This is a genomic window from Anaerobium acetethylicum (assembly GCF_900096945.1).
Lineage (GTDB): Bacteria > Bacillota > Clostridia > Lachnospirales > Lachnospiraceae > Anaerobium > Anaerobium acetethylicum.
Genome location: NZ_FMKA01000007.1, coordinates 117,834 through 141,708, shown reverse-complemented (window position 1 = coordinate 141,708; position 23,875 = coordinate 117,834). Strand labels below are relative to the sequence as shown.

Genomic DNA, 23,875 nt, shown 5'->3' with positions numbered 1-23,875 from the left:
ATTTCAGCAAATCAAAAACCCTTGCATATATTTTATCATAAAACGTCGAGAAAATCAGTAAAATCAATGGTTTCAGGTCTGCTCAGCAGACACTATTTATATAGTAGCAATCGTTATTGTTGGCCGTATCCGTGATCCTGAATTTGCGAAAGAGCATGGGGAAGCTGATTAGCTTCAAAACGGTACCTGACACCATAAACTGCAGTTTATGGTGTCAGGTACCAATAAAGGGTTTCCGAACATTGGATTATTCTCGCGGCTGTGCTGCCAGAGGTTCCAATGCCAGGAAACCCTTTAAATTTAATCCGACCTCTTTTTCCTGACGTTAGCATAACATAAAAATGGAATTTCAAGCGCATTATAACAAAGAGGAATTTTCAAAATTGATAGAAATTAATAGTTTGTAAAACAAAACTCACAAAGTTGACAAAAAACAGGAATTATGATAATGTTAGTTTACAATAATAGAAAAGAGGTGCAAGCAATGGTTGAAAGAAAAGAAACCTTAGATGACTTGATTAGCTTTAAGGACAAAAATTTAATAAAAGTTGTGACTGGAATCCGTCGCTGTGGTAAATCAACCATGTTTGAATTGTTTCAGGATTATTTAAAGGAACATGGAATAGCGGAAGAACAGATCATTACAGTTAACCTGGAAGATGGCGATTATAGGGAAATGCGCACATCAATGAGACTATATGAGTATGTAGATGGAAAATTGATCAAGGATAAAATGAACTATGTATTTCTTGATGAGGTTCAGCAGGTAAATAATTTTCAGGAGGGTGTAGATTGGCTCTACGCAAAAAAAAATGTAGATTTATACATCACGGGTTCAAATGCATTTCTATTATCTGGAGAACTTGCAACACTACTTTCCGGTAGATATGTTGAGATAAAGATGCAGCCACTTTCGTTTAAAGAGTATGTGGCAGCTTATCCAGACAATACCAACATGTCCGCATTATATATGAATTATTTGCAGAATAGCTCTTTTCCAGGAACCCTTGAACTTACGAGAAAAAAGGATATCAGAACATATCTTGAAGGAATTTACAATACAATTCTACTCAAAGACATTGTTACAAGAAAGAAAATATCAGATCCGTCTATGCTTCAAAGCGTAGTAGAGTTTGTTTTTGGTAATATTGGGAATATGTGTTCCTCTACAAAGATAGCCAATTCAATGACATCATCAGGCAGAAAGATAAGCGTGCCGACTGTTGAGAGCTATCTTTCTGCGCTTGCTGACAGCTTTATTGTATATAAGGTCGGCAGATACGATATAAAGGGGAAACAGTATCTTGCTACAGGATCAAAATATTATGTCGCTGATATTGGACTTCGTTATTTCCTTTTGGGAACCAGACATACGGATATGGGGCATATCCTTGAGAATATCGTATATCTTGAACTTTTAAGAAGAGGCAATGAAGTCTATGTAGGAAAAGTAGGTGATGCAGAGGTGGATTTTATCGCCATTAATGCCGACGGTGAAACGTATTATCAGGTATCTCAGACCGTGATGGAAGAGCAGACGCTAAAAAGGGAGCTCTCATCGCTAGATGCTATTAAGGACCATAATCCCAAGTATCTGCTTACGATGGACTATACACCGGTTGCTTCTTATAATGGAATTAAACAAATAAATGTATTGGAATGGCTGATAAAAGAGTGATATATCTGAAATATTGTTGATATATTAAGCCGCTTGTAAAATCATACCAATGGATATGTTCCCTGCAACAGTCAGGGCATAAAATTGTCGTTGACATGGTTCCGACAACGGAGGAAACTGCAAAAAGCCGAAATAGAAAAACAAAAACGGTACCTGACACCATAAACTGCCAGTTTATGGTGTCAGGTACCGTTTTTTAGCACATTCATTGGTTGAGTGGAATCATGACAGTAGCTACAAAGTAGCTGCCGTCAATCGATGTGTCAAAGATACCATTGGTTTTTTTGACAGTGCTCTTAATAATCCTGAGGCCAAGACCGTGAGCTTTCTTGTCACGCTTGGTAGTCTGAAGTTCGGGATTTTTCTCAAGAATATTTGAAGCCACCTTGTTTTTAATGCAGCAGACGAGGTGTTGATTCTTGATATTCATAAATATTTGAATATCGGGATCGATTTCGTTTCTGCTGGCTTCAATAGCATTGTCGAGTAAGTTGAGTAGTATTGTACAGAAATATTCTTCGTTGATATCAAGCGCTTCTGGAATCAGAATCTCGGTGTATGTTTTGATATTGCTTTTTCTGGCAGCCGAAATCTTGGTGTTAAGGATGTGGTCTATGAGCATGTTATTTGTATGAATACCACCTGTTCCTTCAGATAGCTCGCCTATATGATCAATAAGAAAGTTGTTTAGCTGGTCATATTTTTTTTCTCGAAGAAGAGTCTGAATATAGAAGTATATGTTCTTTAACTCATGGCGTTCTTTGCGGGCCTGTTCCTCAATAAGAATAGTATAACGATATCTGGTAAGCTGTGCAGAAGTCTCTGTAAGTGCTTTTTTCAACAGGTACCTGGAGTCGTACTGTTCTCCGATAATTGAATAAAGGTAGAACAGAACCGGTAAATTAATAAGAAGTACTATGGCTGCTACTGTAAGGAATACCATATAAGGAACATGTACAGACGGATCAGCCATCTGAAGCAACATAAAGAAGCTTGCAGGACCGAATATCAACAAAATAGTCTGGGTGATTGTAAGCTGAAACTGGAACTTCAGAGGAAATCTTAAAAAGATTTTTGTAAGTGCGTACATTCCCGCAAATATGACGAAGAATGTTACAAAATCCAGTGTTTTATATATAGCAGGAGTAATATTTTGCTCCTGCGCATATAAGGCTGCCAATATAAATTTGAAGCATTTATATGTCGCATAAAAATATACGAGATATGGAAGCTTCTGTATTGCCTTTCCTGTTAAAAAGAGTAGTGCCCAAGTGAAAGATACAATCATAGAAGAGGCGAAGTAGTAATAATATGGAATTGTGGAATTGCCAAGTGCATACTGAGGAAAATAGTAAATGATACAGAATAGTATGACTGGAATTACATAATTTATAAATCTGTTCACAAAATGCTTAGGGGTAAACAGTTTAGAAAGCGTATAATGCAAAAGCGTAATAATTGCAATATTACTTAAGTATTGATATCCCTGATAAATATAATCAAACATTAAATACCTCTCGTAGTATATTTAAGAAATTTATTTTTCATTTCATCTACATGACCACGACTAATAGGAATGATAGAGTGGTCTGTCAGTTCTAAATCATTTTTTCTGACTTTTGAGATATACTTGTAATTTACTAAATAGCTTCTATGTGGCTTTAAAAAGTCATATTCCGCGAGCTGTGTTTCTATCTCCATAAGTTTGGTCTTAATAGTGGTTGAGCCTTTTGTTGTAACAATCATGCAATTCTTGCCCTGCGCTTCAACATACATAATCTGACTTATGTCAAATGAAAACAAATCCTTTGATCCTGGCTCTTTTATTTGTACAATGTTAGGATGCCTTCGCGCCATCTCAGTCTGGATGGAGGCGACTAGCGATGGGAGAAGCGAATCATAATGGCTTTTCCTTATAAATCTAAAGGGTTGTACCTCAAAAGAAGAGAAAACCAGCTCATCCTTATTGGAAATAAAGACAACCAGTGTCTCGGAATTAATCTGTCGAATCTTGCGGCAGATGGAAATACCGTCTATTTCAGGCATCTCAATATCCATAAAAAGAATATCAAAATGATAGTGCTCGTCTATCATTTTAATCAGTCTGTTGCCATTATTAAACACTTCGAATGAAATCTCTATTCCGACTTTCTTAAATTCACTGGCCAGAGTCTTTTCTATATATTTGGAAATTTCTGGCTCGTCTTCACATATTGCGGCATGAAACATAATTTCCTCCCTTCTCATGTTTTGCGGGTCCCAAAGTCATGTTTTTTCATGCAAGCATGAAACACATGACCTTTTGACCCTGGTATCATATGATGTTGGGGTCAAAAGGTATTTTGACCCCGGATACCTACGGATTGTTACGCACTTTGTGCTCCCACAATCCTAAAAACATTCGAAATCCGCCCTGGCCGGGCTACTTTCTCATGTTTTGCGGGTCCCAAAGTCATGTTTTTTCATGCAGGCATGAAACACATGACCTTTTGACCCTGGTATCATATATATTTCATTATACCAAAATTATATCAGCATGCTCTTGCAATTCATACCTTATCTGTGCGATTCATACTGATTTTCGATTTTCAAAGAATTATTTGCTATACTCTAGAAAATTAGTTGAGATTTCATATGAGGAGAAAAAGCACATGAGTGAAGTAGTACTTGAAATCATGGGTATGAGTAAAAATTTTGGTCCGGTAGTTGCGCTTAAGGACGTAGCTCTTAAGATTTGCAGAGGACAAGTTCATGGACTTGTTGGTGAGAACGGAAGTGGTAAATCAACTATTACTTCCATTGCGGCAGGAATGCAGCCAGCTACAAGCGGTGAGATGCTATTTATGGGAAAGCCCTGGAAGCCAGCTTCTATGATTGAGGCACAGCACAACGGTTTGTCTATGATTCTTCAGGAGGCCAATACAATTCCGGGATGCACAGTTGCAGAGAATTTATTTGCTGGAAAAGAAAACGAATACTCAAGATTCGGATTTGTAAATAACAGGAAGATGAATGCAGATGCAGATGCATTGCTTGATCGGTTTGGCATCTCATATATGAGAGGTAAGGATCCGATCGATCAATATGGATTTGAGGACAGAAAGCTTATCGAAATTGCAAGAGCTGTCAACGAGGATACAGAGATACTTATTGTTGATGAGACAACAACTGCTCTTTCTATGGAAGGCAGAGATATCTTATACAAGATTGTTGAAGACATGGTAAAGAGGGATAAGGCTGTCATCTTCATCTCGCATGATATGGATGAAATCATGGAGAAATGCACAATCCTTACCGTTTTACGTGATGGAGAAATCAGGGGAACAGTCACAAGCGAGGAGATTGGTCAACTAAACAGTATTGGAATGATTCGTCAGCTCATGGTAGGCAGGGATATTGGCAACAAATTCTACAGAAGTGACTATGATCCATCTTGCAGTGATGAAGTTGTTCTTGAGTTCACCAATGTAAGTGGTCCAAATGTTAAGGATTTCTCACTTAAATTGCATAAGGGTGAGATTGTAGGAATCGGAGGCCTCTCAGGATGTGGAATGCATGATATTGGCCGTATGGCATTCGGAATGGAAGAAATCGACAGAGGAAGTATCAAGTGCAGAGGCAAAGAAGTTGAATCTGCAAAGGATGCGGTTGAAAAGGGGATCGGATATATCTCAAAAAATCGTGACACAGAGGCTGTTATCCTGCAAGGACCAATTGAGAACAATATTGTACTGCCATCATTAAAGGATATCAGCAAGGCTGGTTTTGTTTCGCCGAAGAAGCGTAAGCAACTTGCTGATGAGCAGATTAAGCTTTTGAAAATCAAGTGCAATAAGAGCAGGCAGTGGGTAAATACTCTGTCTGGTGGAAATAAGCAAAAGGTATCCTTTGCAAAGTGGATTGCTAAGGGCTCAGATATTGTGATCATGGATTGCCCTACACGAGGAGTTGATATAGGCGTCAAGCAGTCGATGTATTCGTTAATTGATCAGATGAAGCATGAAGGCAAAGCAATTCTTATGATTAGTGAAGAGATGTCCGAGTTAATCGGAATGTCTGACAGATTAATCGTAATGAAAGACTTTAAGATCAGCAAAGAGTTTATTCGTTCAGCAGAATTATCAGAAGCTGATGTAATCGAGTACATGATTTAGGAGGGACATGATGAAAAAAGGATTAACAAAGGACTTGATTTTAAATCATGGTTCCGACGTATTAGGTTATGGTGGAGTACTCTTATGTGTAATTCTATTTGGTATTTTAAGCCAGGGAAGATTATTCAATGCATATAATCTTCGTATTTTAATTCAGGCTGCCTGTGTGTATGCAATTCTATCCATGGGAGCAATATTTATTTATTCCATGGGATACATGGACATCAGTGTAGGCGCACAGCTTGGAGTATACAGCATTATGCTAATTCTGATTTCCAACAAAACGGGATCGCTTTTACTGGCATTTGGAGCTGTACTTGCAATATCGCTTGTCTGCGGCCTGATTAATGGATATGTGGCAGTAATGCTTGGATTACCTTCGATTGTAACATCGATTTTCCTTATGTCGATTTTTGGAGGTATTCAGGTTATTGCAATGGAGAAAATCGGTATCAATTCTATTTCAATTGAAGCCAATATGGATTTGTTCGCAGATGTTAAATTTATGATTTTTGTAATTGCTGTTATCGCAATCATTTCTGTTTATCTTTTCAGATTCACGCAGTTAGGAGAGTATGTAAAGAGTATTGGTGCTAATGAGACTGCTACAGAGTATGCAGGTATCAGTACTACAAAGTGGAAAGTAATTGCTTATATATTCTTTGGTATTTGTGTGGCGGTTGCAGCATTTATGCTTACTGCCCGTTCAGGAGCTGCGGGTAAGGGTACTGGTACCGGATACGCAATGGACATCATGGTTGCCCTTCTGCTCGGAGGAATGCCTCTTTCGGGAGGAATGAAGGCGAAGATTTCAAGCTCACTGATCGGAGCATTCACTTATGTAATTCTTTCAAATGGATTAACTTTGGCAGGTGTAAGCGTTGAAGTTGGTTATGTAATTAAGGCACTGGTATTCCTTGCAGTAATCCTTATTACATGTAGAAAGAAAGATGGCGTATTGCCCAGATAGTTTTGTTAAATACCCCTGGAGGGTCATTTATAAAGGAGGAAAAGAAAATGATTAATTTCAAAAAGTTGGCAGCATTAGGGCTTGCCGTAGTAATGGGAGTTTCAGTACTTGCAGGGTGTGGAGCTGATGCTGATTCAAGTGCTAAGGCAGATGGAGACGCAAAGGAAGCAGGCACTGAGAAAACATCAGTTGAGACAAAGCATCACAAGATTTCAGTAGGTCTTTACACTGACCATGGCAGATCTGTAGAAGCGATCAATGCTTACCTTGATGGTATTGATGATGTGATCGATGTAGAGTTTAACACATTCGTATTATCTACATATGATGAGAACGCAAACCTTACAGCAGTTCAGAACGAAATTTCAGCTGGTGCGGAAGGTATTATCATGACAGCTGATATGGGTACAGAAGCTATTCTTAAAGAATGTGAATCTGCAAACGTATATGTGGCAGGATTCCTCAACGACTACAACATGAGTTTCTATACAGCCAATGAAGCAGTATTCGGAAATGAGTATTTCCTTGGATCTGTAATTGATGGACCTCTTGATAACAAGGGTTATGCAGAAGCTGTTGCAGCTGACGTAATCGAGAATGGTTACAAGCATGTCGGGGTTGCTACATTCCCGGATTGGGCTTATCCATTACAGCAGGATCTTGCTAATGCATTCATCGCAAAAATTGATGAGTACAATGAGACAGCAGAAGAAAAGATTGAAGTATATGAGATCGCAGAAGTCGACTTCGGAACTGGTCTTCCAGCAACATACTTCACAGATCATTCAGATATGGACTGCTTATTCTCAGTTGCAGCCGGCGCATCTTTGGTATACCCACAGATGGTATCTGACAATCGTACAAACATCGCGCTTTACACAACTGGTTTCGAGGCTACAGAAGATATTGAGAACTTCCGTTCTTCAGGAAATGGAACATTCAAGTCAATCTGCTGTTCAGCTCCAGAAGCTATTGCATATCCTGTCTGCTTAATCATTGACAAGTTAAACGGAACAACCTATTCAGACCTTCCGGCTGAGAAAGAGCGTGTTGACTGTGCTGCATACCAGATCATCTCTGACGACGAAATGGAGCAGATGAAGAAGACGCTTTACTATACAGCTGATTACAAGGATGCAGCTATCACAGGTGAGGATATCCTTAGCATGTGTGCATCTTACAATCCTGATGCTACATACGAAGAATTAAAGGCTAAGTTGCTTGATCTTGGCATCTGATTAACAAATTAAAGTTAAAGGTAACTGTTCAGTAGTCCAGTACCGCGAGGTGTTTTTATGCTGGTTTTGCATAAAAACCCGAGTTCTGTGTGTGCCAAATTGCCGACTTTGCAATTTGTGTACATCAACAAGTGTCGTGATTTCACTTGCTTGCAAGGGTGAAATCACAAACGCTAAGAGTGAAAGTGTTTTTCTTTCACTCTGTGTGACTATGAAGGACGCAGTCCTGAATAGTTACAGTTTAAAGAACGTGCAGAAGCATCGCCCTGGCAATGCTTCTGCCAATTAAAAATAATTAATGGAGCAGCTATTATGAAAACAAATAAGGCACGTAATTTTATGAAAAGATTTTTCCTTACGATGTTATTTCCGATAATCGTCTTTAGTGTGATGTTTATTCTGGCAAGAGGTAAGGGAGTTACATATTATGGGTTCTCTATGGATATGTGGCGGACCGTCCTTGTAAATACATCAAGTACAGCAGTAGCTGCCCTTGCAATTTGGTTACAGGTAAGGAACGGAAGATTTGATTTCTCAGGTGGAGCTGTAATGGTTCTGTCAGCAATTATTGCAGGTAATATCGTAATTAGCAATCACTTAGGACCTGTAGTTTACCTGGTTCTTTCAATTGTTATAGCAGTTGTACTTTGTATTGTTACAAGTTTGATTTACATCTATGGACGGCTTCCAATTATGATCTGTACCATTGGTGCAGCATTATTATATGAATCAATTACATATCTGGTTTTTGAGGCAAGAGGTCTCAGTATGATGAGTAACACTAAGCTTACTATTTTTGGCAGAATGCCTTACATCTTTATCGTACTTGGAATTGCTCTTGTAGTATTTATTGGCTACTCATACTTTACTGTTGCAGGAAAGCGCTCAAAGCTTCTTGCCAACAATCAGCAGGCAGCAGTAAACATTGGTGTTAACGAAAAGAAAAATGTTATTCAGACATTTATTGTTTGTGGAATCATTTTAGGATGCGCAGCAGCTATTCACGGATCAAAAAGTTCTGTTTCTCCACAGGCTGGTCTGTCAACAGCCAGCACGTTATTCTCTAATATCATTCCCGCATATATGGGTGTATTTGTAGGTATGGCAAGTGTTGATGCTGTAGGTGTAGTAGTAGCTGCTTTGGCTATGGAGATTTTAAACTACGGACTCAGCTGCATCGGATATGGTTCAGGCGGATGGCAGCAGATTATTGTTGGAACATTCATGCTGATATTTTATGCAATTACAGCACAGTGGCCCCGTATGAAAGCTGCAAAGGCTAAAAAAGCAAGAATTGCAGCGGCAGAATAGGAGAAGAGAATGAATTTTAGCGAGATTATGAAAAAAGCCCCATACAATCTTAACGATGAACAGATGAAATGGGTTATGGATACAAAGGCAGGCATGACAATGGAGCAGAAGATTCGTCAGATGTTCTGTACAATTGCCTATACAGACAACGAAGGATATCTTGCAGGAATCGCTGCAGGAGAGTACGGTGGACTTATGTGCCGCGCAATGCCAAACGAAGCAGTAGTCAACCTTGTTAATTTCATGCAGAAGAACTCAAAGATTCCGGTATTTGTGGCTGGAAATATGGAAGCAGGAATGAATACCTGTTCTGAGGATGGTACACATGTAGGATGCCAGATGGCTATCGCTGCAACAGAGGATGTTCATTATGCAACCGAGCTTGGCAGAATCGTTGGAGAGGAAGCTGATGCGCTCGGAATAAACTGGGCTTTTGCACCAGTTATTGATATTGATAACAACTGGAGAAATCCGATTACGAATACAAGAACTTATGGTTCAAACCCCGAGATGGTAGCAAAGATGGGAGCTGCATATGTAACTGAGGTACAGAAGCATGGTGTGGCTGCATCTATTAAGCACTTCCCGGGAGACGGTGTTGATGAAAGAGATCAGCATCTGGTGACATCCGTTAACTCTCTGTCAGCAGAGGAATGGATGGATACCTATGGAAAAGTATATAAGACAAGTATTGACGCAGGTGCCCTTACAGTAATGGCGGGACATATCATGCAGCCAGCCTGGTCTAAGAAGCTTAATCCAGAGCTGGAGGATAAGGACATCCTTCCTGGATCAATGTCTTATGAACTTCTGACAGGACTTCTTCGTGGAGAACTTGGATTCAATGGAACAATCATTACTGATTCATCAGCAATGGCAGGAATGACAACTCCGCTTCCACGTCGTAAGGGACTTCCGGCAGCTATCAATGCCGGATGTGACATGATTCTTTTTGCTAAGAATATGAAAGAGGATCTGGGGTATATTCGTGATGCCATCGAAAGCGGAGAAATCTCTGCAGAGCGCGTTGAGGAATGTGTCGTTCGTATTCTTGCTCTTAAGGCATCGCTTGGACTTCCGGAGAAGCAGGCAAGTGGAGCTATTTATCCATCAAAAGAAAGAGCAGATGGAGCAGTAAACTGCGAAGATCATGACAAGGTATCTAAGGAAGTTGCAGACAAGTCAATTACGCTTGTAAAGGAAGAAGAGGGTGTATTCCCAATTACTCCGGACAGATACAAGAGAGTACTTGTTTATTCAAAGGAGTCAGGCGGAACAGATTTAGCTTTCGGTGCAGCAACAAGAATTGGAGCTTTTGTTGAGCGTATGGAAAAAGAAGGCTTTAAGGTGACAGTGTGGGAGCCATCGCCTGGATTTGAGGGGCTTGAAGCTCCAATGTCAGACATTATCGAAAACTATGACTTAATCATTTATGTGGCAAACTATGTAACAAAGTCTAACCAGACTGTAGTTCGTATTGAGTGGGCTCAGCCAATGGGAGCAGATTGTTTATCATATGTGGATGATATGCCAAATATATTCATCTCACTTGAGAATCCGTATCACTTAGCTGATGTTCCAAGAGTTCGTACATACATCAACACATATGGTTCAACAGATAATATCTTAGATGCATTGGTAGAGAAGCTTACAGGAAGAAGCGAGTTCAAGGGTGTTAGTCCTGTAGACGCTTTCTGTGGATTCTGGGATGCACATTTATCATAATAGTATTATAAATGATACGGGGGCAAGAGGTATTTTGCCCCCTGATACCTGCGGAAAGGATTATGTTACTGGTCACAGAGTGAACAGTAACAGGGTTATATCTGGTATGAGCAAATTAGAAAATATAAAGGGCGTAATTTTTGACTTGGATGGAGTGATCTGCTTCACCGATCAGTATCACTTTTTAGCATGGAAGGAGATAGCTGATAAGGAGGGCATCGAATTCAATGAAGCAATCAATGAGAGGCTTCGCGGTGTATCAAGAGCTGAAAGTCTTGAGATTATTCTTGAGAAAGCAACAAGAGAATATTCTGCTGAAGAGAAAACTGCACTTATGGAGCAGAAGAATAACATATACAAAGAGCATCTTAAGGATATGTTGCCAACTGACTTATCAAAAGAAGTAAAAGATACATTAGATGAGTTAAGAGCAAGAGGATTAAAGCTCGCAATCGGATCATCTTCAAAGAATACAGAGTTCATTCTTGAGAGAATCGGATTAGATGGATTCTTTGATAAGATTTCAGACGGAAAAAATATCATCAATTCAAAGCCTGATCCGGAGGTTTTCCTTAAAGCTGCTGATATGATTGAGCTTAAGCCAGAAGAGTGTCTCGTAATTGAAGATGCTGAAGCTGGAATTCATGCAGCAGTATCAGGGGGATTCCACAATGCTGGAATTGGAAGTGCATCAAAGTATGCCAAGACAGAGAATGCAATTGCAAGCTTCAGAGATATTTTAGAACTTGTATAAATATGAAAAACGGTACCTGACACCATAAACTGCAGTTTATGGTGTCAGGTACCTGCTTTTCTTAAATCAGAAAGGATTATGACATGAAAAACCAAGTATTACTAGATAAAGCGCTTGCACTTTTACCAAAACTGCACGAGACAGAGGTGAGGGTTGCAAGAACAGTGATCATGAATAAGGAAGATGATAGTATCAGGATTCTTCCAGATGAGGATTACAACAAGAAGCTATTAAAAAAGGGAGATAAGATCATCCTTGATTTCGGGAATCATCAGGTAGGCTACATCTCAATGAAGCTTAATTCAGTGGGATTTCATGCAGATGCACCAGTCTGGCTCAAATTTCACTTTGCGGAGCAGCCTGTAGAGCTTTTTGAGAATGGAAAGGACTTCGAGGGATGGATTTCATCATCATGGATTGAAGAAGAAGAGATTCACGTGGATGTGATTCCATCAAAAGTAAAGCTTAGCAGACGATATGCTTTTAGATACCTTGAGATAGAGGTGCTTGCAATCAGTAATAATTATTCACTTGTAGTTGAAGATATAACTTGTACAGCTGTATCTTCCGCTGATGACAGGGACTTGATTCCTTATGATACAACGGACGAGAATAAGAAGCAGTTAGATAAGATTGCAATAAGAACACTTCACAACTGTATGCAGACAGTATTTGAGGATGGTCCAAAGAGAGACAGAAGACTCTGGATTGGAGATTTAAGAATTCAGGCTTTAGCCAATTATGAGACATACAAAAAGAATGATTTAGTAAAGGCTTGTATGTATTTATTTGCAGCTTTACCAAAGTCCGATGAGCAGATCGGAGCCTGTGTATTTTTAGAGCCAAAGCCAGCTGTAGATGATAATGTAACAGATGGACAGGGAACTTTCTTTGACTATGCATTATTTATTGTATCTATTCTATATGATTATTATAGAGAGACTGATGACAGAGAAGCGCTGGAAGATATTTGGGCGTGTGCTAAAAAGCAGATAGAAATAGCTGCAAGAAGAGTCGGAGAAGATGGACTGATAAAAGGCGAAGACGTATTCGGCTGGTGCTTTATTGATTGGAATATAAGTCTCGATAAGCAGGCAAGTGCACAGGGTGTTCTCATGTATGTCTTAAATCAGGCAATATATCTTGCCTCAGAAATCGGGGATTCTGAAATAGAAGAAGAGTACAGAGAGCTTTATGACAAGCTATATACAGCCGCCAACAGATATTTGTGGGATGAGGAAGAATGCTGCTATGTAAGCGGCAAGGATAGACAAATTTCAATCGCTTCTCAGGCATGGCTTGTACTTGGTGGTGCTATTGAGGGCATATATGCAAAGAAGCTTCTTGAAAGCATCGAATTTAAGGAGAATGTACAGGGAATGGTGAGTCCATACATGTACCATCACTATGTGGATGCCCTTATACAGTCTGACGCAAAGGACTTAGCTTTAGAGAAGATGACCGAATACTGGGGAGATATGCTTAATCAAGGTGCAGATACATTTTTTGAACTCTACAATCCTATGAATCCAAATGAGTCACCATACGGCGGAACTATCGTCAACAGCTACTGTCATGCATGGAGCTGTGGGCCAACTTACTTCCTACGTAAATACTTCAACTAATGATACTGTCCGCGCACCGAAAACGGTACCTGACACCATAAACTGCAGTTTATGGTGTCAGGTACCTGCTTTGAGTGCGGAAGTATATGGCATAAGAAAATGAAATATGATAAACTTGAGACAAATACGAAACCCGCAGGGTTTTCTGTATGAAAGGCCAATGAGTGTGAAGGATGCAAAACAGCAATCGATGTGCCAAAGAATGAGAAGAGCAGGAGAAAATGATGATAGACGAATTCATAAATACATACCTGAGCAGCGGGGCGCTATTCGATAAAATCAGCGATATTACACGAATTGTAGACCCTTTGCAGAAGAAGGTCATGGAGTACAAAAATAACGAAGCGGTTATGGGAGAAATGCGCTGCTTTGATTTTTGGGGAAAGAATAAAGTATGCAGCAACTGCATTTCCATGCGGGCTTATAACAACGACAGTACCTATGTAAAAATAGAATATAACAAAGACAGAACATACATGGTCACAGCGGTTCCCCATGATCTGCCTGACAGAAGGGTTGTCGTTGAGATTCTCAAAGATATCACAGACAGTATGTTTTTTGAATCAGGAGAAGGCTCAGGCGCGAAACAGACCGGCATCCATGCACTGATAGACAATATGAACAAACTCGCTTTCAGCGATTCCCTGACGGACCTGTACAACCGCCGGTATATAAATGAAAAGCTTCCAGTCGACATTCTCAACACAGCACTGCTGTCAAAGGAAATCTCCATCATCATGGCGGATATCGATTACTTCAAAGCGGTTAACGATAACTATGGCCATCTTGCCGGAGATCAGACCCTGAAAAACGTTGCGGCCACATTTTCCGGCTGCTTGAAGCGCAGCAACGACTGGATCGCACGGTACGGAGGGGAGGAGTTCCTGATCTGCATGCCGGGAGCCGGTCCGGAGGTTGCAAAAGCAGCGGCTGAAAGTATGCGCAGAGCCCTTGAAAAGGTAGTAATACGGTACGAGGATAAGGAATTCAGCGTAACCGCCAGCTTCGGTATTTATAGCATAAAACCAGCAGCGAATGAAAATGTCGACGATCTGCTGAAGCATGCAGATGAAAAGCTGTATCTTGCAAAAAGGAACGGACGCAACAGGGTTGAATACTGATATTCCTATTGGGAGCATGCAGGAATCGCACGAGAGGCGATTGAAATTTTGAAAGGGGAATTCCAAAGAAATGAAAATTTGTATCCGACAATATAATCCGACAGACATCCCTTCCATGATCCGTATCTGGAATGAAATCGTAGAAGAGGGAAATGCGTTCCCTCAGGAAGAGTTTTTAAATCAGGAAACAGGCTGTGCGTTTTTCGACGAACAGACATATTGTGCTGTTGCTGAAGATCTTGAAAGCAGAAAAATATATGGGCTGTATATCCTCCATCCGAACAATGTGGGAAGATGTGGGCATATCAGCAATGCAAGCTATGCGGTTGCTTCCGAAAGCCGGGGACTGCATGTTGGGGAAATGCTGGTACAGGACTGCCTCTATCAGGCGAAACAGCACGGATTCACTATTTTACAGTTCAATGCCGTGGTGGCAGCAAATAAGCCGGCAAGACATTTATATGAACGGCTCGGCTTCAGGCAGCTCGGAACGATTCCCGGAGGATTCCGGATGAAGGATGGACATTTCGAGGATATCTGTCCTTACTATATTGTCCTATAAGCATGAGAAAGGCTGATTGACTGGCGTCAATCAGCCTTTCCGCACTTCGAAGTGGCCTCAAGATTGCGGGCAACTTTGTCTAAGTGGCGATATCTGAAAACCATAGAAAGATATCTATAGACAATCGTGCTATTCTGCAATAGTATAGATTGGGAAAGTGGCAGGGGACAATTTGGCACCACCTTGGTGCCAAATTGGTACCTGACACCATAAAAATCCTATAAAATTTCCATAAACTTAAAGGAGTAATACAATGGTACGGATTGCAATTGTGGAAGACGACAAAAACTACACGGATGTATTCATGAAATATTTAGAGAGATATGGGAAAGAGAGCGGCGAAAAGTTCCAGATCTTCACGTTCCAGGACGGGGAGGATATCGTGGAAAACTATAAGGGCGACTATGATATCATCCTCATGGATATCGAGATGCGGTTCATGGACGGAATGACATCGGCGGAGGAAATACGGAAGCACGATTCCGAGGTCGTGATCATTTTTATCACGAACATGCCCCAGTATGCCATGAAGGGGTATGCTGTGGAAGCGCTGGATTATGTGCTGAAGCCCATCAATTATTTTGCGTTCTCCCAGAGGATCGACAGGGCGCTGGCGCGGATGAAGCGCCGGAGCAGGAAATTTATTTCCATCAATTATAAGGGGAGCGTCAGGAAGATCGACATTAACCAGATCTATTATATAGAGGTGCAGAATCATGATCTGATCTACCATACAAAGGAAGGCGATTTTTCCGAAAGGGGAACCATGAGGGAGATCGAGGAAAATCTGGGGAGCGAGGGGTTCTTCCGGTGCAACAAATGCTATCTGATCAACCTGGAATATGTGGAAGGTTTTCAGGAAGGGAAGGTTTTTGTGGGAAACGACCAGGTGCAGGTCAGCCGGTCGCGGAAAAAGGAGCTGCTCGATGTGCTGAACAACTACATGAATGAGGTGAGCAAATGAGGGAGATCAACTGGGTGAACACCCCGGGATACTATTATGCAATCGCATACTGGCTGGCAAGCTATCTGATCATTCTCACCGCACCCAAACGCCAGGAGCGGAAGAAGAGGGGCATCAGCATGATTTTGTGCGGGGTCCTGCTTGTTTCGATCATGACGGCTACCCACGGCAGCAGTGAGAAGCTGTTTATCCCCTTTATGGTCCTGTACTTCTTCATGATGGGGGCGGCAGTCTATTACAACTGCGCATACGACCTCAAGACAGCAGTCTATTTTACGGCAAGGGCATTCATCATCGGAGAGTTCGCGGCATCCCTGGAATGGCAGATCATCTTCTTTCTGGTGAATTATTTCGATATTCCGCTGAATTATCTTGTTGACATGGCTTTTCTGGTGGCGGTCCACGGGATCGTATTCACCATCATGTACCAGCTGGAAAAGAAGAATCAGGACGTCAACCGGAATATCACGATTAACCGGAAGGAATTCTTTTCTGCCCTGACGATTGCAGTGGCGGTGTTTGCGGTCAGCAATCTCAGCTATGTGCTGCAGAAATCGCCTTTCAGCAGCCGGTTCGTGCTGGAGATTTTCATTATCAGGACCCTGGTGGATCTGGGAGGCGTGGCGATCCTGTACGCATACCACATACAGTTGGGGGAGCTGAAGACGAGGTTCGAAGTGCACAAACTGCAGGAAATGCTGAATATGCAGTATAACAATTACATGATGCTGGAAAAAAGCATATCCGCAGTGAACCAGAAGTACCATGACCTGAAGTATCAGATCGCGATTCTGAAACAGGGGATCCATGCAGAGGAAGGCAAAGAGTATCTGGAGCAGATGGAGAGGGAAATAAAAAGTTACGAGGCCCAGAATAAGACAGGGAATAAGGTGCTGGATACGATTCTGACGGGAAAATCCCTGTACTGCCAGGACAGCTGGATTGAGCTGACGAGCGTGGTGGACGGAAAAGAACTGGAGTTTATGGATCCGATGGATATCAGCACATTGTTCGGCAACATTCTGGACAATGCGATAGAGAGCGTCAGCAGGATTGAACACAAGGAAAAGAGGCTGATCCATCTTGCGGTGGTCAGGCAGAAGGGATTCCTGAGAATCAGGGCGGAAAACTGCTACCAGGATGAACTGGTTTTTGAAAACGGGCTGCCGGTCACGACAAAAAAGGACAAGAACTATCACGGATTTGGATTGAAGAGCATACAGAATACCATAAAAAAATATAATGGATCGGTGGCGATCAGCGCAAAAGACGGGTGGTTTGAACTTCGCATACTGATTCCGCTGGCTGGATAGTATTCGTCAATTTGCACAAGGTCTAGCAATGAGGACGTGATGCAAAACATGTTGATTCGCAGCGCGCTCTCGCTTAGATGAAGACGTAGTGGTACATAAGGCCGCAGAATACGCGGCCTAAGTGCCAACGTCTTCATAAAGCTGCTCATCAATTCATGTTTTGTATCACTGTGCTGCAACTGGCGAATGTGCAAATTGACTAAGCGAAGGTTACAGGAGGGCTTTTGACACGCTATCCTCAGAGGACGTGATGCAAAACATGTTGATTCGCAGCGCGCTCTCGCTTAGATGAAGACGTAGTGGTACATAAGGCCGCAGAATATGCGGCCTAAGTGCCAACGTCTTCATAAAGCTGCTCATCAATTCATGTTTTGTATCACTGTGCTGCAACTGGCGAATGTGCAAATTGACTAAGCGAAGGTTACAGGAGGGCTTTTGACACGCTATCCTCAGAGGACGTGATGCAAAACATGTTGATTCGCAGCGCGCTTTCGCTTAGATGAAGACGTAGTGGTACGTAAGGCCGCAAAGTACGCGGCCTAAGTACCAACGTCTTCATAAAGCTGCTCATTGAATCATGTTTTGCATCACTGCGTGTTGGATGGCGTTTGGAAATGAGGACGTGATGCAACTGGCGGATGTGCAAATTGACTAAGCAAAGATTACAAGAGGGCTTTTGACACACTAAACTGGAGAGGACTGCAGTACACGTTTTTTAGATGACCGTTCACGACAAGGACGGTCATCTTTTATTGTTATGATTTATACTGTTGTAAGCCGGAAAACGGGATGTTCTTTATATGGTCTGCAAGGAGGACGGGTACCGGGTTCTGTGTGTCAGGGGTGGCTGGGAAGGACGTGGTCCTGAATGGCAGCACCAAATCAAAAGAAAAAGGAGAAATGAGAAATGAAAAAGAAGTCAGTCCAAGTATGGCGCGGTTTTCTTGCCGTGTTTCTTTCCCTGTCGATAGCGCTGGCAAGCCTCACTGGTGTTGCAAACACCTGGAGAAGCGCGATTGATCAGGTTCTGGGAACAACAAGCACCAAAACAACAAACGACAGCAAGTTCGTATCTGTTTATAGCGATTCGGATGAACTTGTTGACGCTCATGTTGCCCTTGGTGAGCAGGTTGCAGAGGAAGGGGTCGTTCTGCTGAAGAACGAAAACAATACGCTTCCACTCAGCAGTGAAAATCCCAAGGTAACTCTTTTTGGAATGGGCAGCGTGTATCCGTTTATGGGAGGCACAATGGGCAGTACGGTAACCGGCGAGTCCCAGAGGGATCTGGTGCTGGCGCTGCAGGAAAAAGGATATGAGGTAAATCCCACAATGTTGGATATTTACAAATCTTTTGGCAACATCGTAACAGGCGAAAAAGAAGGCTGGGGTGGAAAAACGCCGATCTACGGAAACAGGCCGGCCAATTTCTCGACACCTTACAAACCGTCCGAACCGGCACTGGATGCCTATGTCGCTTCCAAGGAATCTGGCGGCGGCGGAGCAGAAGCAGGATATGCCGACAGCTTCCAGGAATACAATGATGCGGCTATCGTCGTATTTTCACGTCCAGGATCGGAAGGCAGCGATTATTATCCTGGCGAGGAAGGAATCGACCAGGAGGCATACGGAACAAAGAGCGCACTTGGTCTGACCAACAATGAAAAGGCAGTCCTGGAGCTTGCGAAATCAAATTTTGAAACTGTCATCGTGCTTATCAACAGCGGTTCCACGATGGAAATTGAAGATCTGAAGAATGACGCGGGAGTAAACGCCATCTTGTACATCGGCTTCCCTGGCGCATACGGATTCCTCGGAATTGCGGACATCCTCAACGGAAACGCAAATCCGTCCGGACGTCTTTCAGACACTTATGCAGTCGATACTGCAAATGCTCCGGCGGCACAGAACTTTGGAAGGATCGCCCTTTCAGACCTCAGTGCAATCACTGCAACGGATTCGCTGATGGGAAATCTGGAAGCGACTTCTCCGCTTGGAAGCTTTGGTGGAAAAGCTTCGCTTGCAGCAGATCATTTCCTGATTGAAGCAGAAGGAATCTATACAGGATATAAATATTATGAGACGAGGTATTTTGACAGCGTTCTCGGAAACGGCAATGCGTCAGGCGCAGCAGGCGCATCAAACGGCGCATCCGCATGGGAATATGAAGAGGAAGTCACATATCCCTTCGGCTACGGCCTTTCCTACACGTCATTCAGCCAGACCCTGAACAGCGTCAAGGCAGATATGGATAATCAGACTGTCGTTGCAGAGGTGACTGTGAAAAATACAGGTGATGCGGCCGGCAAATCGGTAGCGCAGCTTTATGTGCAGACTCCGTACACCGAATATGATGCGGAACATAACGTGGAGAAATCGGCAATCGAATTCCTTGGAATGGAAAAGACAGGAATTCTTGAGCCTGGAGCGGAAGAACAGCTTACGATCACCATCGACATGAAGTATCTGGCAAGCTGGGATTCAACTGCAAAAGACGGAAAAGGCGGCTATATCCTGGATGGCGGAGACTATTATTTCGCACTAGGAAACGGAGCCCATGATGCTGTAAACAACGTGCTCGCAGCGCAGGAAAACAGCAATGCTGACGGCGACGCAGCGCTTGTATCTGTACAGAAGATCGGCAAAGAGGGTGCGGTAGACGAAACTACCTTTGCCAAATCAGAAAATGGAACAGAAATCGTAAACCAGCTTCAGAATGCTGACATCAACTACTACAAACCTGATTATGCAACCTACCTGTCCAGAAGCGACTGGGAAGGAACCTTCCCGAAAACTTATGACGATCTGACGATCGACGGCGATAAAGTGGATGAATGGGTTCAGAATCTGACAAACGAAGTATACAAGATCGCTGAAGGCGGAAAAGCCGATATCAGCGGATCGGGCGGTACACTGACCCTTGCAGACCTTGCAGGAAATGACAATATCAATGATCCAACATGGGAAGAACTGGTAAGACAGATTCCAGTCGAGACCCTGATGGCAAAAATCATAAAAGGCGGAAGCGTCAGCGACATTATTGACGAAATCGCATCCCCGCTCGTGTACCAGAATGACGGACCGAACGGATTCGGCGGAACGCTTGACGGCAGAGGGCTGAATGCGGATGACAAAAATGCATCCTTTTCAATGGGAACAATGGCGAATGAAGTCCTTCTTGCCTGTACGTTCAACAAGGACCTGCTCCTTGAATGGGGAAGGCTTATGGGAAATGACGGCCTCTGGAGCGGAAACTGGCTTGTCTGGGGATCGGCAGCAAATATCCACCGCTGCGCCTATAACGGAAGAAACTTCGAATACTATTCAGAAGATCCGATGCTTTCCAATTACATGGCAGCAGCAACAGTAGCCGGCGCCCTTGAATATGGCGTGATCGTAGGACCAAAGCATCTGGCATTCAACGACCAGGAATCACAGCGAAGCGGTGTTGCTCCATACATGACGGAGCAGAAGGCCCGTGAAGGAGATCTCCGCGCATTCCAGGGAGCATTTGAAGATGCCGGTGCAATCGGTGCCATGACTTCATTCAGTCGTATCGGTGCAACTCCTGTCAACGGTTCCGTGGGAGTGCTGAAAAATATTCTTCGTGAGGAATGGGGATTCAAAGGACTCCTGTCAACGGATATGGTAAACAATTCCGGATATTTCCGTCCTGAGATGTGCATCTATGCAGGCGTCACCATGATGGCTGATTTCGGTACAGATGAGACCATGAAACAGGTCGCAGAATCCTGGCCATACATGACCATGGACCTGGTTTCCCAGGATGAAGAGCTTGTCAATTATGCAAGAGAAAATATGAAATATCAGCTTTACGCGTTTGCACACAGTGCTGCACAGAACGTGGCAACAGAGCACGTGACCCCTTGGTGGGAAAAAGCGCTTTACACCACTCTTTATGGAAGTGCCGCCCTCAGTGTCGTATGTCTCGGATTCTATGTCGTATGCCGCGTAAAAGGTAAGAAGGAGGAAGAATAATGGAGTTCATGAAAAAACAGAAATTCGGTTTTCTGGCAAATGTGGTTGTTGCCATTATGGCGCTTGTTTCGCTGGGCTTCTATATCTCCAATGTCACGAGTGCATATTACCAGGACATGAATGTCAATGTGATTATAATGATGGCCGGGGCGCTTGTCCTGCTTGCCGCATCCATGTTCATGCCGCACATTGCGCAGGGGGTTGCAGCAGCGATTGCAGTCGACCTGCTCCGTGTCGGGGCAGCCGTACTGATCATCCTTTCGGGGGCTGTATTCATCGGCATGCGTGTTGAGTCTTTTGGCTATATCTTTGCTTCTAACCTTGAACTTGGCAATAAGGCTGCGTTCAGCGCAGGCACACAGGCAATCGTTACGATCATCCTGTTTGTTGTAACATGGATTTTCTCCCTTATTGCATCTTTTATTGAAATCGGGGAAAAGAGAGCATAAGACATGACTATGAAGGATATAGTTCTGAATAGCGACAAAAGAAGTAAAAGACAGTAAGTGAGGCGGACGGGCCTGGTTAATTCGTACAGGCCCGTTTGCTTTTTATCTCAAAGGAAAGTTCGTCCTATGAGATAAAAAACGCTTCGCGTGGAAGCGCACTCGCGCAACTGGAATTGTGTCGCAAAAGCGACCGCGCCCGGTGGGGGAATCTGCCAGGGCAGGCTGTTTATACGAATTGGTGAAAGGAGGTCATAAGTTGAATATAGAAAAATGTTTTGAGAATCCTCTGGTAAGGACGAAGATCACATCCGCCGTCGTAAAGCCAAAGGAAATGGTAATCGGGTATTTTATAGGTCCTTTTTGTGCATTGATTTCGAATGCAATATTTTCTTCATATCTGAACAGATACTATTCGGACGTATTGGGATGGACAGACACTTCAAAATTCGGAATATTTTCAGCATTGCTTCCAATGATTTCCGTTATATTCGTGATTTTCGGAAATCTGTTTGTGGGCAGGCTGATTGATAATACAAGAACCAGTCAGGGAAAAGCAAGACCATATATGTTTCTTTCGGCGCCGTTGGTCACGGCCGCCATTGCGCTGCTGTTTCTGACGCCGTCAGAAAGCAGTCCGACGCTGCAGATGATATGGATCACGGTGTCCTATAATCTGTACTATGCAGTTGCATATCCGTTTTTTTATACTTCGCACAGTTCCATGGTGGCGTTATCGACCAGGGATTCGAACAGGAGAGGGCTTCTGGCAACGTTCTCGAATGCATCAGGCGTGGCGGCAGTGGGAATCGGCGCCAGCATCCTCGTGCCGATGCTGCTTCAGGGCTTCCTGTTTGTAGAGAAGGACGGAGCCATCGACCCGGCGGCGAGCTATCAGAACTGGCGCCTTGTCATGGTTGTGCTATGCATTGTTACATTTCTGGCAATCCTGCTGGAATATTTTTTCACAAGGGAACGCATTACGGAAGAAAACAGGAAGCTGAATATCGCCGAACGGAAGCTTCCCATGAAACAGCAGATAAAGGTCTGCATAAAAGAGAAATACTGGTGGATCATCATTCTGTATTTTCTGCTGTTCCAGTTCGGAGGGCTGGTTAAAAACGGTTCCATGAGCTACTACTGCAGATGGATGTTCGAGGGAATATCCACCGAGTCGGCAGCAGGAACTGCCATGGGCACCCTGGGTCTGATCGGAGGAGTTCCAACCGCCATAGGGATGGTTCTGGCCTGGCCGATTGCGGACAAGCTTGGGAAGCAGAGGGCCGTTGTGATCGGAATGATCATTTCCGTGTTCGGCGGCATGGTGAGCTTCCTGGATGTCCATAATTTTACGATCGTATGCATCGGCGTGATTCTGAAGGGAATCGGATCGATACCGGCGATGTATGTCACTTTGGCGCTCCTGTCCGATGTTCTGGATCATCTGGAGGCAAAAAACGGCTTCAGGAGCGACGGATTCACCATGTCCGTCTACGGAGCCATTATGGTGGGAATGACGGGGCTTGGAAATGGAATCATCAATGCATTGCTGACAGCCAGCGGATATAATGCCGCTGCAAGCGTCCAGAATGCAGCCGTCGGCAATATGCTGGTGCTCTGCTATCTGGGGATCGAGCTGATCTGCTACGCCGCAATCGTCCTGCTGCTGGCATTTCTGAAAGTAGAGAAGCATATCGGAGAGGACCAGGAGACCATCCTGAACGCCCAGAAGGCAGCAGTCCTTGCAGCCGGCGGAGAGTGGGTGGAACCGGCGGAGAGGCTTCGCATGGAGCAGGAAGAAGCAGAGCGGAAGACAAAATCGTAACTAAAATTAAGGAGATAGGTAACTGTTCAGTGGTCCGGTAACGCGAGGTGTTTTTATGCTGGATATGCATAAAAACCCGAGTTCTGCGTGCGCTAAATTGCCGATTTTGCAATTTGTGTGCATCATCAGTGACTATGAAGGACGTAGTCCTGAATAGTTACGATAGGTACTGTGAACTGGCTGGTTCCGGGA

At 43.2% G+C, this 23,875-nt stretch carries 17 protein-coding genes; 15 read left to right on the top strand and 2 right to left on the bottom strand.

Translation table 11 applies throughout. The features are described 5' to 3' along the window. Positions 1-484: 484 nt before the first annotated feature. Complete coding sequence (locus BJR36_RS08355; protein ID WP_091232683.1) at positions 485-1,678, top strand: ATP-binding protein; 1,194 nt, start codon at positions 485-487, stop codon at positions 1,676-1,678. Between the two features lie 205 nt (positions 1,679-1,883). On the opposite strand, the gene BJR36_RS20560 is transcribed toward BJR36_RS08355, so the two are convergent. Together BJR36_RS20560 and BJR36_RS08345 are read right to left on the bottom strand one after the other, a co-directional pair. After that, entirely contained in the window at positions 1,884-2,663 is a 780-nt protein-coding gene (locus BJR36_RS20560) for a sensor histidine kinase (protein WP_207648836.1), read from the bottom strand. Between the two features lie 521 nt (positions 2,664-3,184). Next, positions 3,185-3,907, bottom strand: a complete 723-nt coding sequence (locus tag BJR36_RS08345) for a LytR/AlgR family response regulator transcription factor (protein WP_169823636.1) — start codon at positions 3,905-3,907, stop codon at positions 3,185-3,187. A 422-nt stretch (positions 3,908-4,329) separates the two neighbouring features. On the opposite strand from BJR36_RS08345, the gene BJR36_RS08340 reads away from it, so the two are divergent. The 14 genes from BJR36_RS08340 to BJR36_RS08275 all read left to right on the top strand — a co-directional run bounded on the left by BJR36_RS08340 (position 4,330) and on the right by BJR36_RS08275 (position 23,683). Further along, entirely contained in the window at positions 4,330-5,832 is a 1,503-nt protein-coding gene (locus tag BJR36_RS08340) for a sugar ABC transporter ATP-binding protein (protein ID WP_091232672.1), read from the top strand. 10 nt (positions 5,833-5,842) lie between these two features. Then, positions 5,843-6,802, top strand: coding sequence for an ABC transporter permease (locus tag BJR36_RS08335; protein WP_169823635.1), 960 nt, complete (start codon positions 5,843-5,845; stop codon positions 6,800-6,802). A gap of 47 nt (positions 6,803-6,849) precedes the next feature. After that, on the top strand, positions 6,850-8,040 hold the full coding sequence (locus BJR36_RS08330; RefSeq protein ID WP_091232665.1) for a hypothetical protein: 1,191 nt from the start codon (positions 6,850-6,852) through the stop codon (positions 8,038-8,040). A 312-nt stretch (positions 8,041-8,352) separates the two neighbouring features. After that, positions 8,353-9,351 carry an ABC transporter permease subunit gene (locus tag BJR36_RS08325; protein ID WP_091232663.1) on the top strand — a complete coding sequence of 333 codons (999 nt, stop codon included), beginning with the start codon at positions 8,353-8,355 and terminating at the stop codon, positions 9,349-9,351. A 9-nt stretch (positions 9,352-9,360) separates the two neighbouring features. Continuing rightward, positions 9,361-11,076: a glycoside hydrolase family 3 protein gene (locus BJR36_RS08320; RefSeq protein ID WP_091232661.1), complete on the top strand. Its 1,716-nt coding sequence runs from the start codon at positions 9,361-9,363 to the stop codon at positions 11,074-11,076. A gap of 106 nt (positions 11,077-11,182) precedes the next feature. After that, on the top strand, positions 11,183-11,830 hold the full coding sequence (gene pgmB / locus BJR36_RS08315; protein WP_207648839.1) for a beta-phosphoglucomutase: 648 nt from the start codon (positions 11,183-11,185) through the stop codon (positions 11,828-11,830). A gap of 83 nt (positions 11,831-11,913) precedes the next feature. Beyond that, positions 11,914-13,455: an alpha-L-rhamnosidase-related protein gene (locus tag BJR36_RS08310; protein ID WP_091232658.1), complete on the top strand. Its 1,542-nt coding sequence runs from the start codon at positions 11,914-11,916 to the stop codon at positions 13,453-13,455. Between the two features lie 224 nt (positions 13,456-13,679). Then, positions 13,680-14,576, top strand: a complete 897-nt coding sequence (locus BJR36_RS08305; RefSeq protein ID WP_169823634.1) for a GGDEF domain-containing protein — start codon at positions 13,680-13,682, stop codon at positions 14,574-14,576. Positions 14,577-14,646: 70 nt separating this feature from the next. Then, entirely contained in the window at positions 14,647-15,138 is a 492-nt protein-coding gene (locus tag BJR36_RS08300) for a GNAT family N-acetyltransferase (protein WP_091232652.1), read from the top strand. Between the two features lie 253 nt (positions 15,139-15,391). After that, on the top strand, positions 15,392-16,102 hold the full coding sequence (locus tag BJR36_RS08295; protein ID WP_091232649.1) for a LytR/AlgR family response regulator transcription factor: 711 nt from the start codon (positions 15,392-15,394) through the stop codon (positions 16,100-16,102). Continuing rightward, positions 16,099-17,415 (top strand): GHKL domain-containing protein, encoded by a 1,317-nt coding sequence (locus tag BJR36_RS08290; RefSeq protein WP_091232646.1) that lies wholly within the window; start codon positions 16,099-16,101, stop codon positions 17,413-17,415. The genes BJR36_RS08295 and BJR36_RS08290 overlap by 4 nt, the downstream gene beginning before the upstream one ends. A gap of 907 nt (positions 17,416-18,322) precedes the next feature. Next, a complete protein-coding gene (locus BJR36_RS08285) occupies positions 18,323-21,412 on the top strand; it encodes a glycoside hydrolase family 3 protein (RefSeq protein WP_091232642.1) in 3,090 nt (1,029 codons plus the stop codon). Further along, positions 21,412-21,861 carry a hypothetical protein gene (locus BJR36_RS08280; protein ID WP_091232639.1) on the top strand — a complete coding sequence of 150 codons (450 nt, stop codon included), beginning with the start codon at positions 21,412-21,414 and terminating at the stop codon, positions 21,859-21,861. The genes BJR36_RS08285 and BJR36_RS08280 overlap by 1 nt, the downstream gene beginning before the upstream one ends. Before the next feature lie 256 nt (positions 21,862-22,117). Continuing rightward, positions 22,118-23,683 carry an MFS transporter gene (locus BJR36_RS08275; RefSeq protein WP_139133531.1) on the top strand — a complete coding sequence of 522 codons (1,566 nt, stop codon included), beginning with the start codon at positions 22,118-22,120 and terminating at the stop codon, positions 23,681-23,683. The last annotated feature ends 192 nt before the right edge of the window (positions 23,684-23,875 follow it).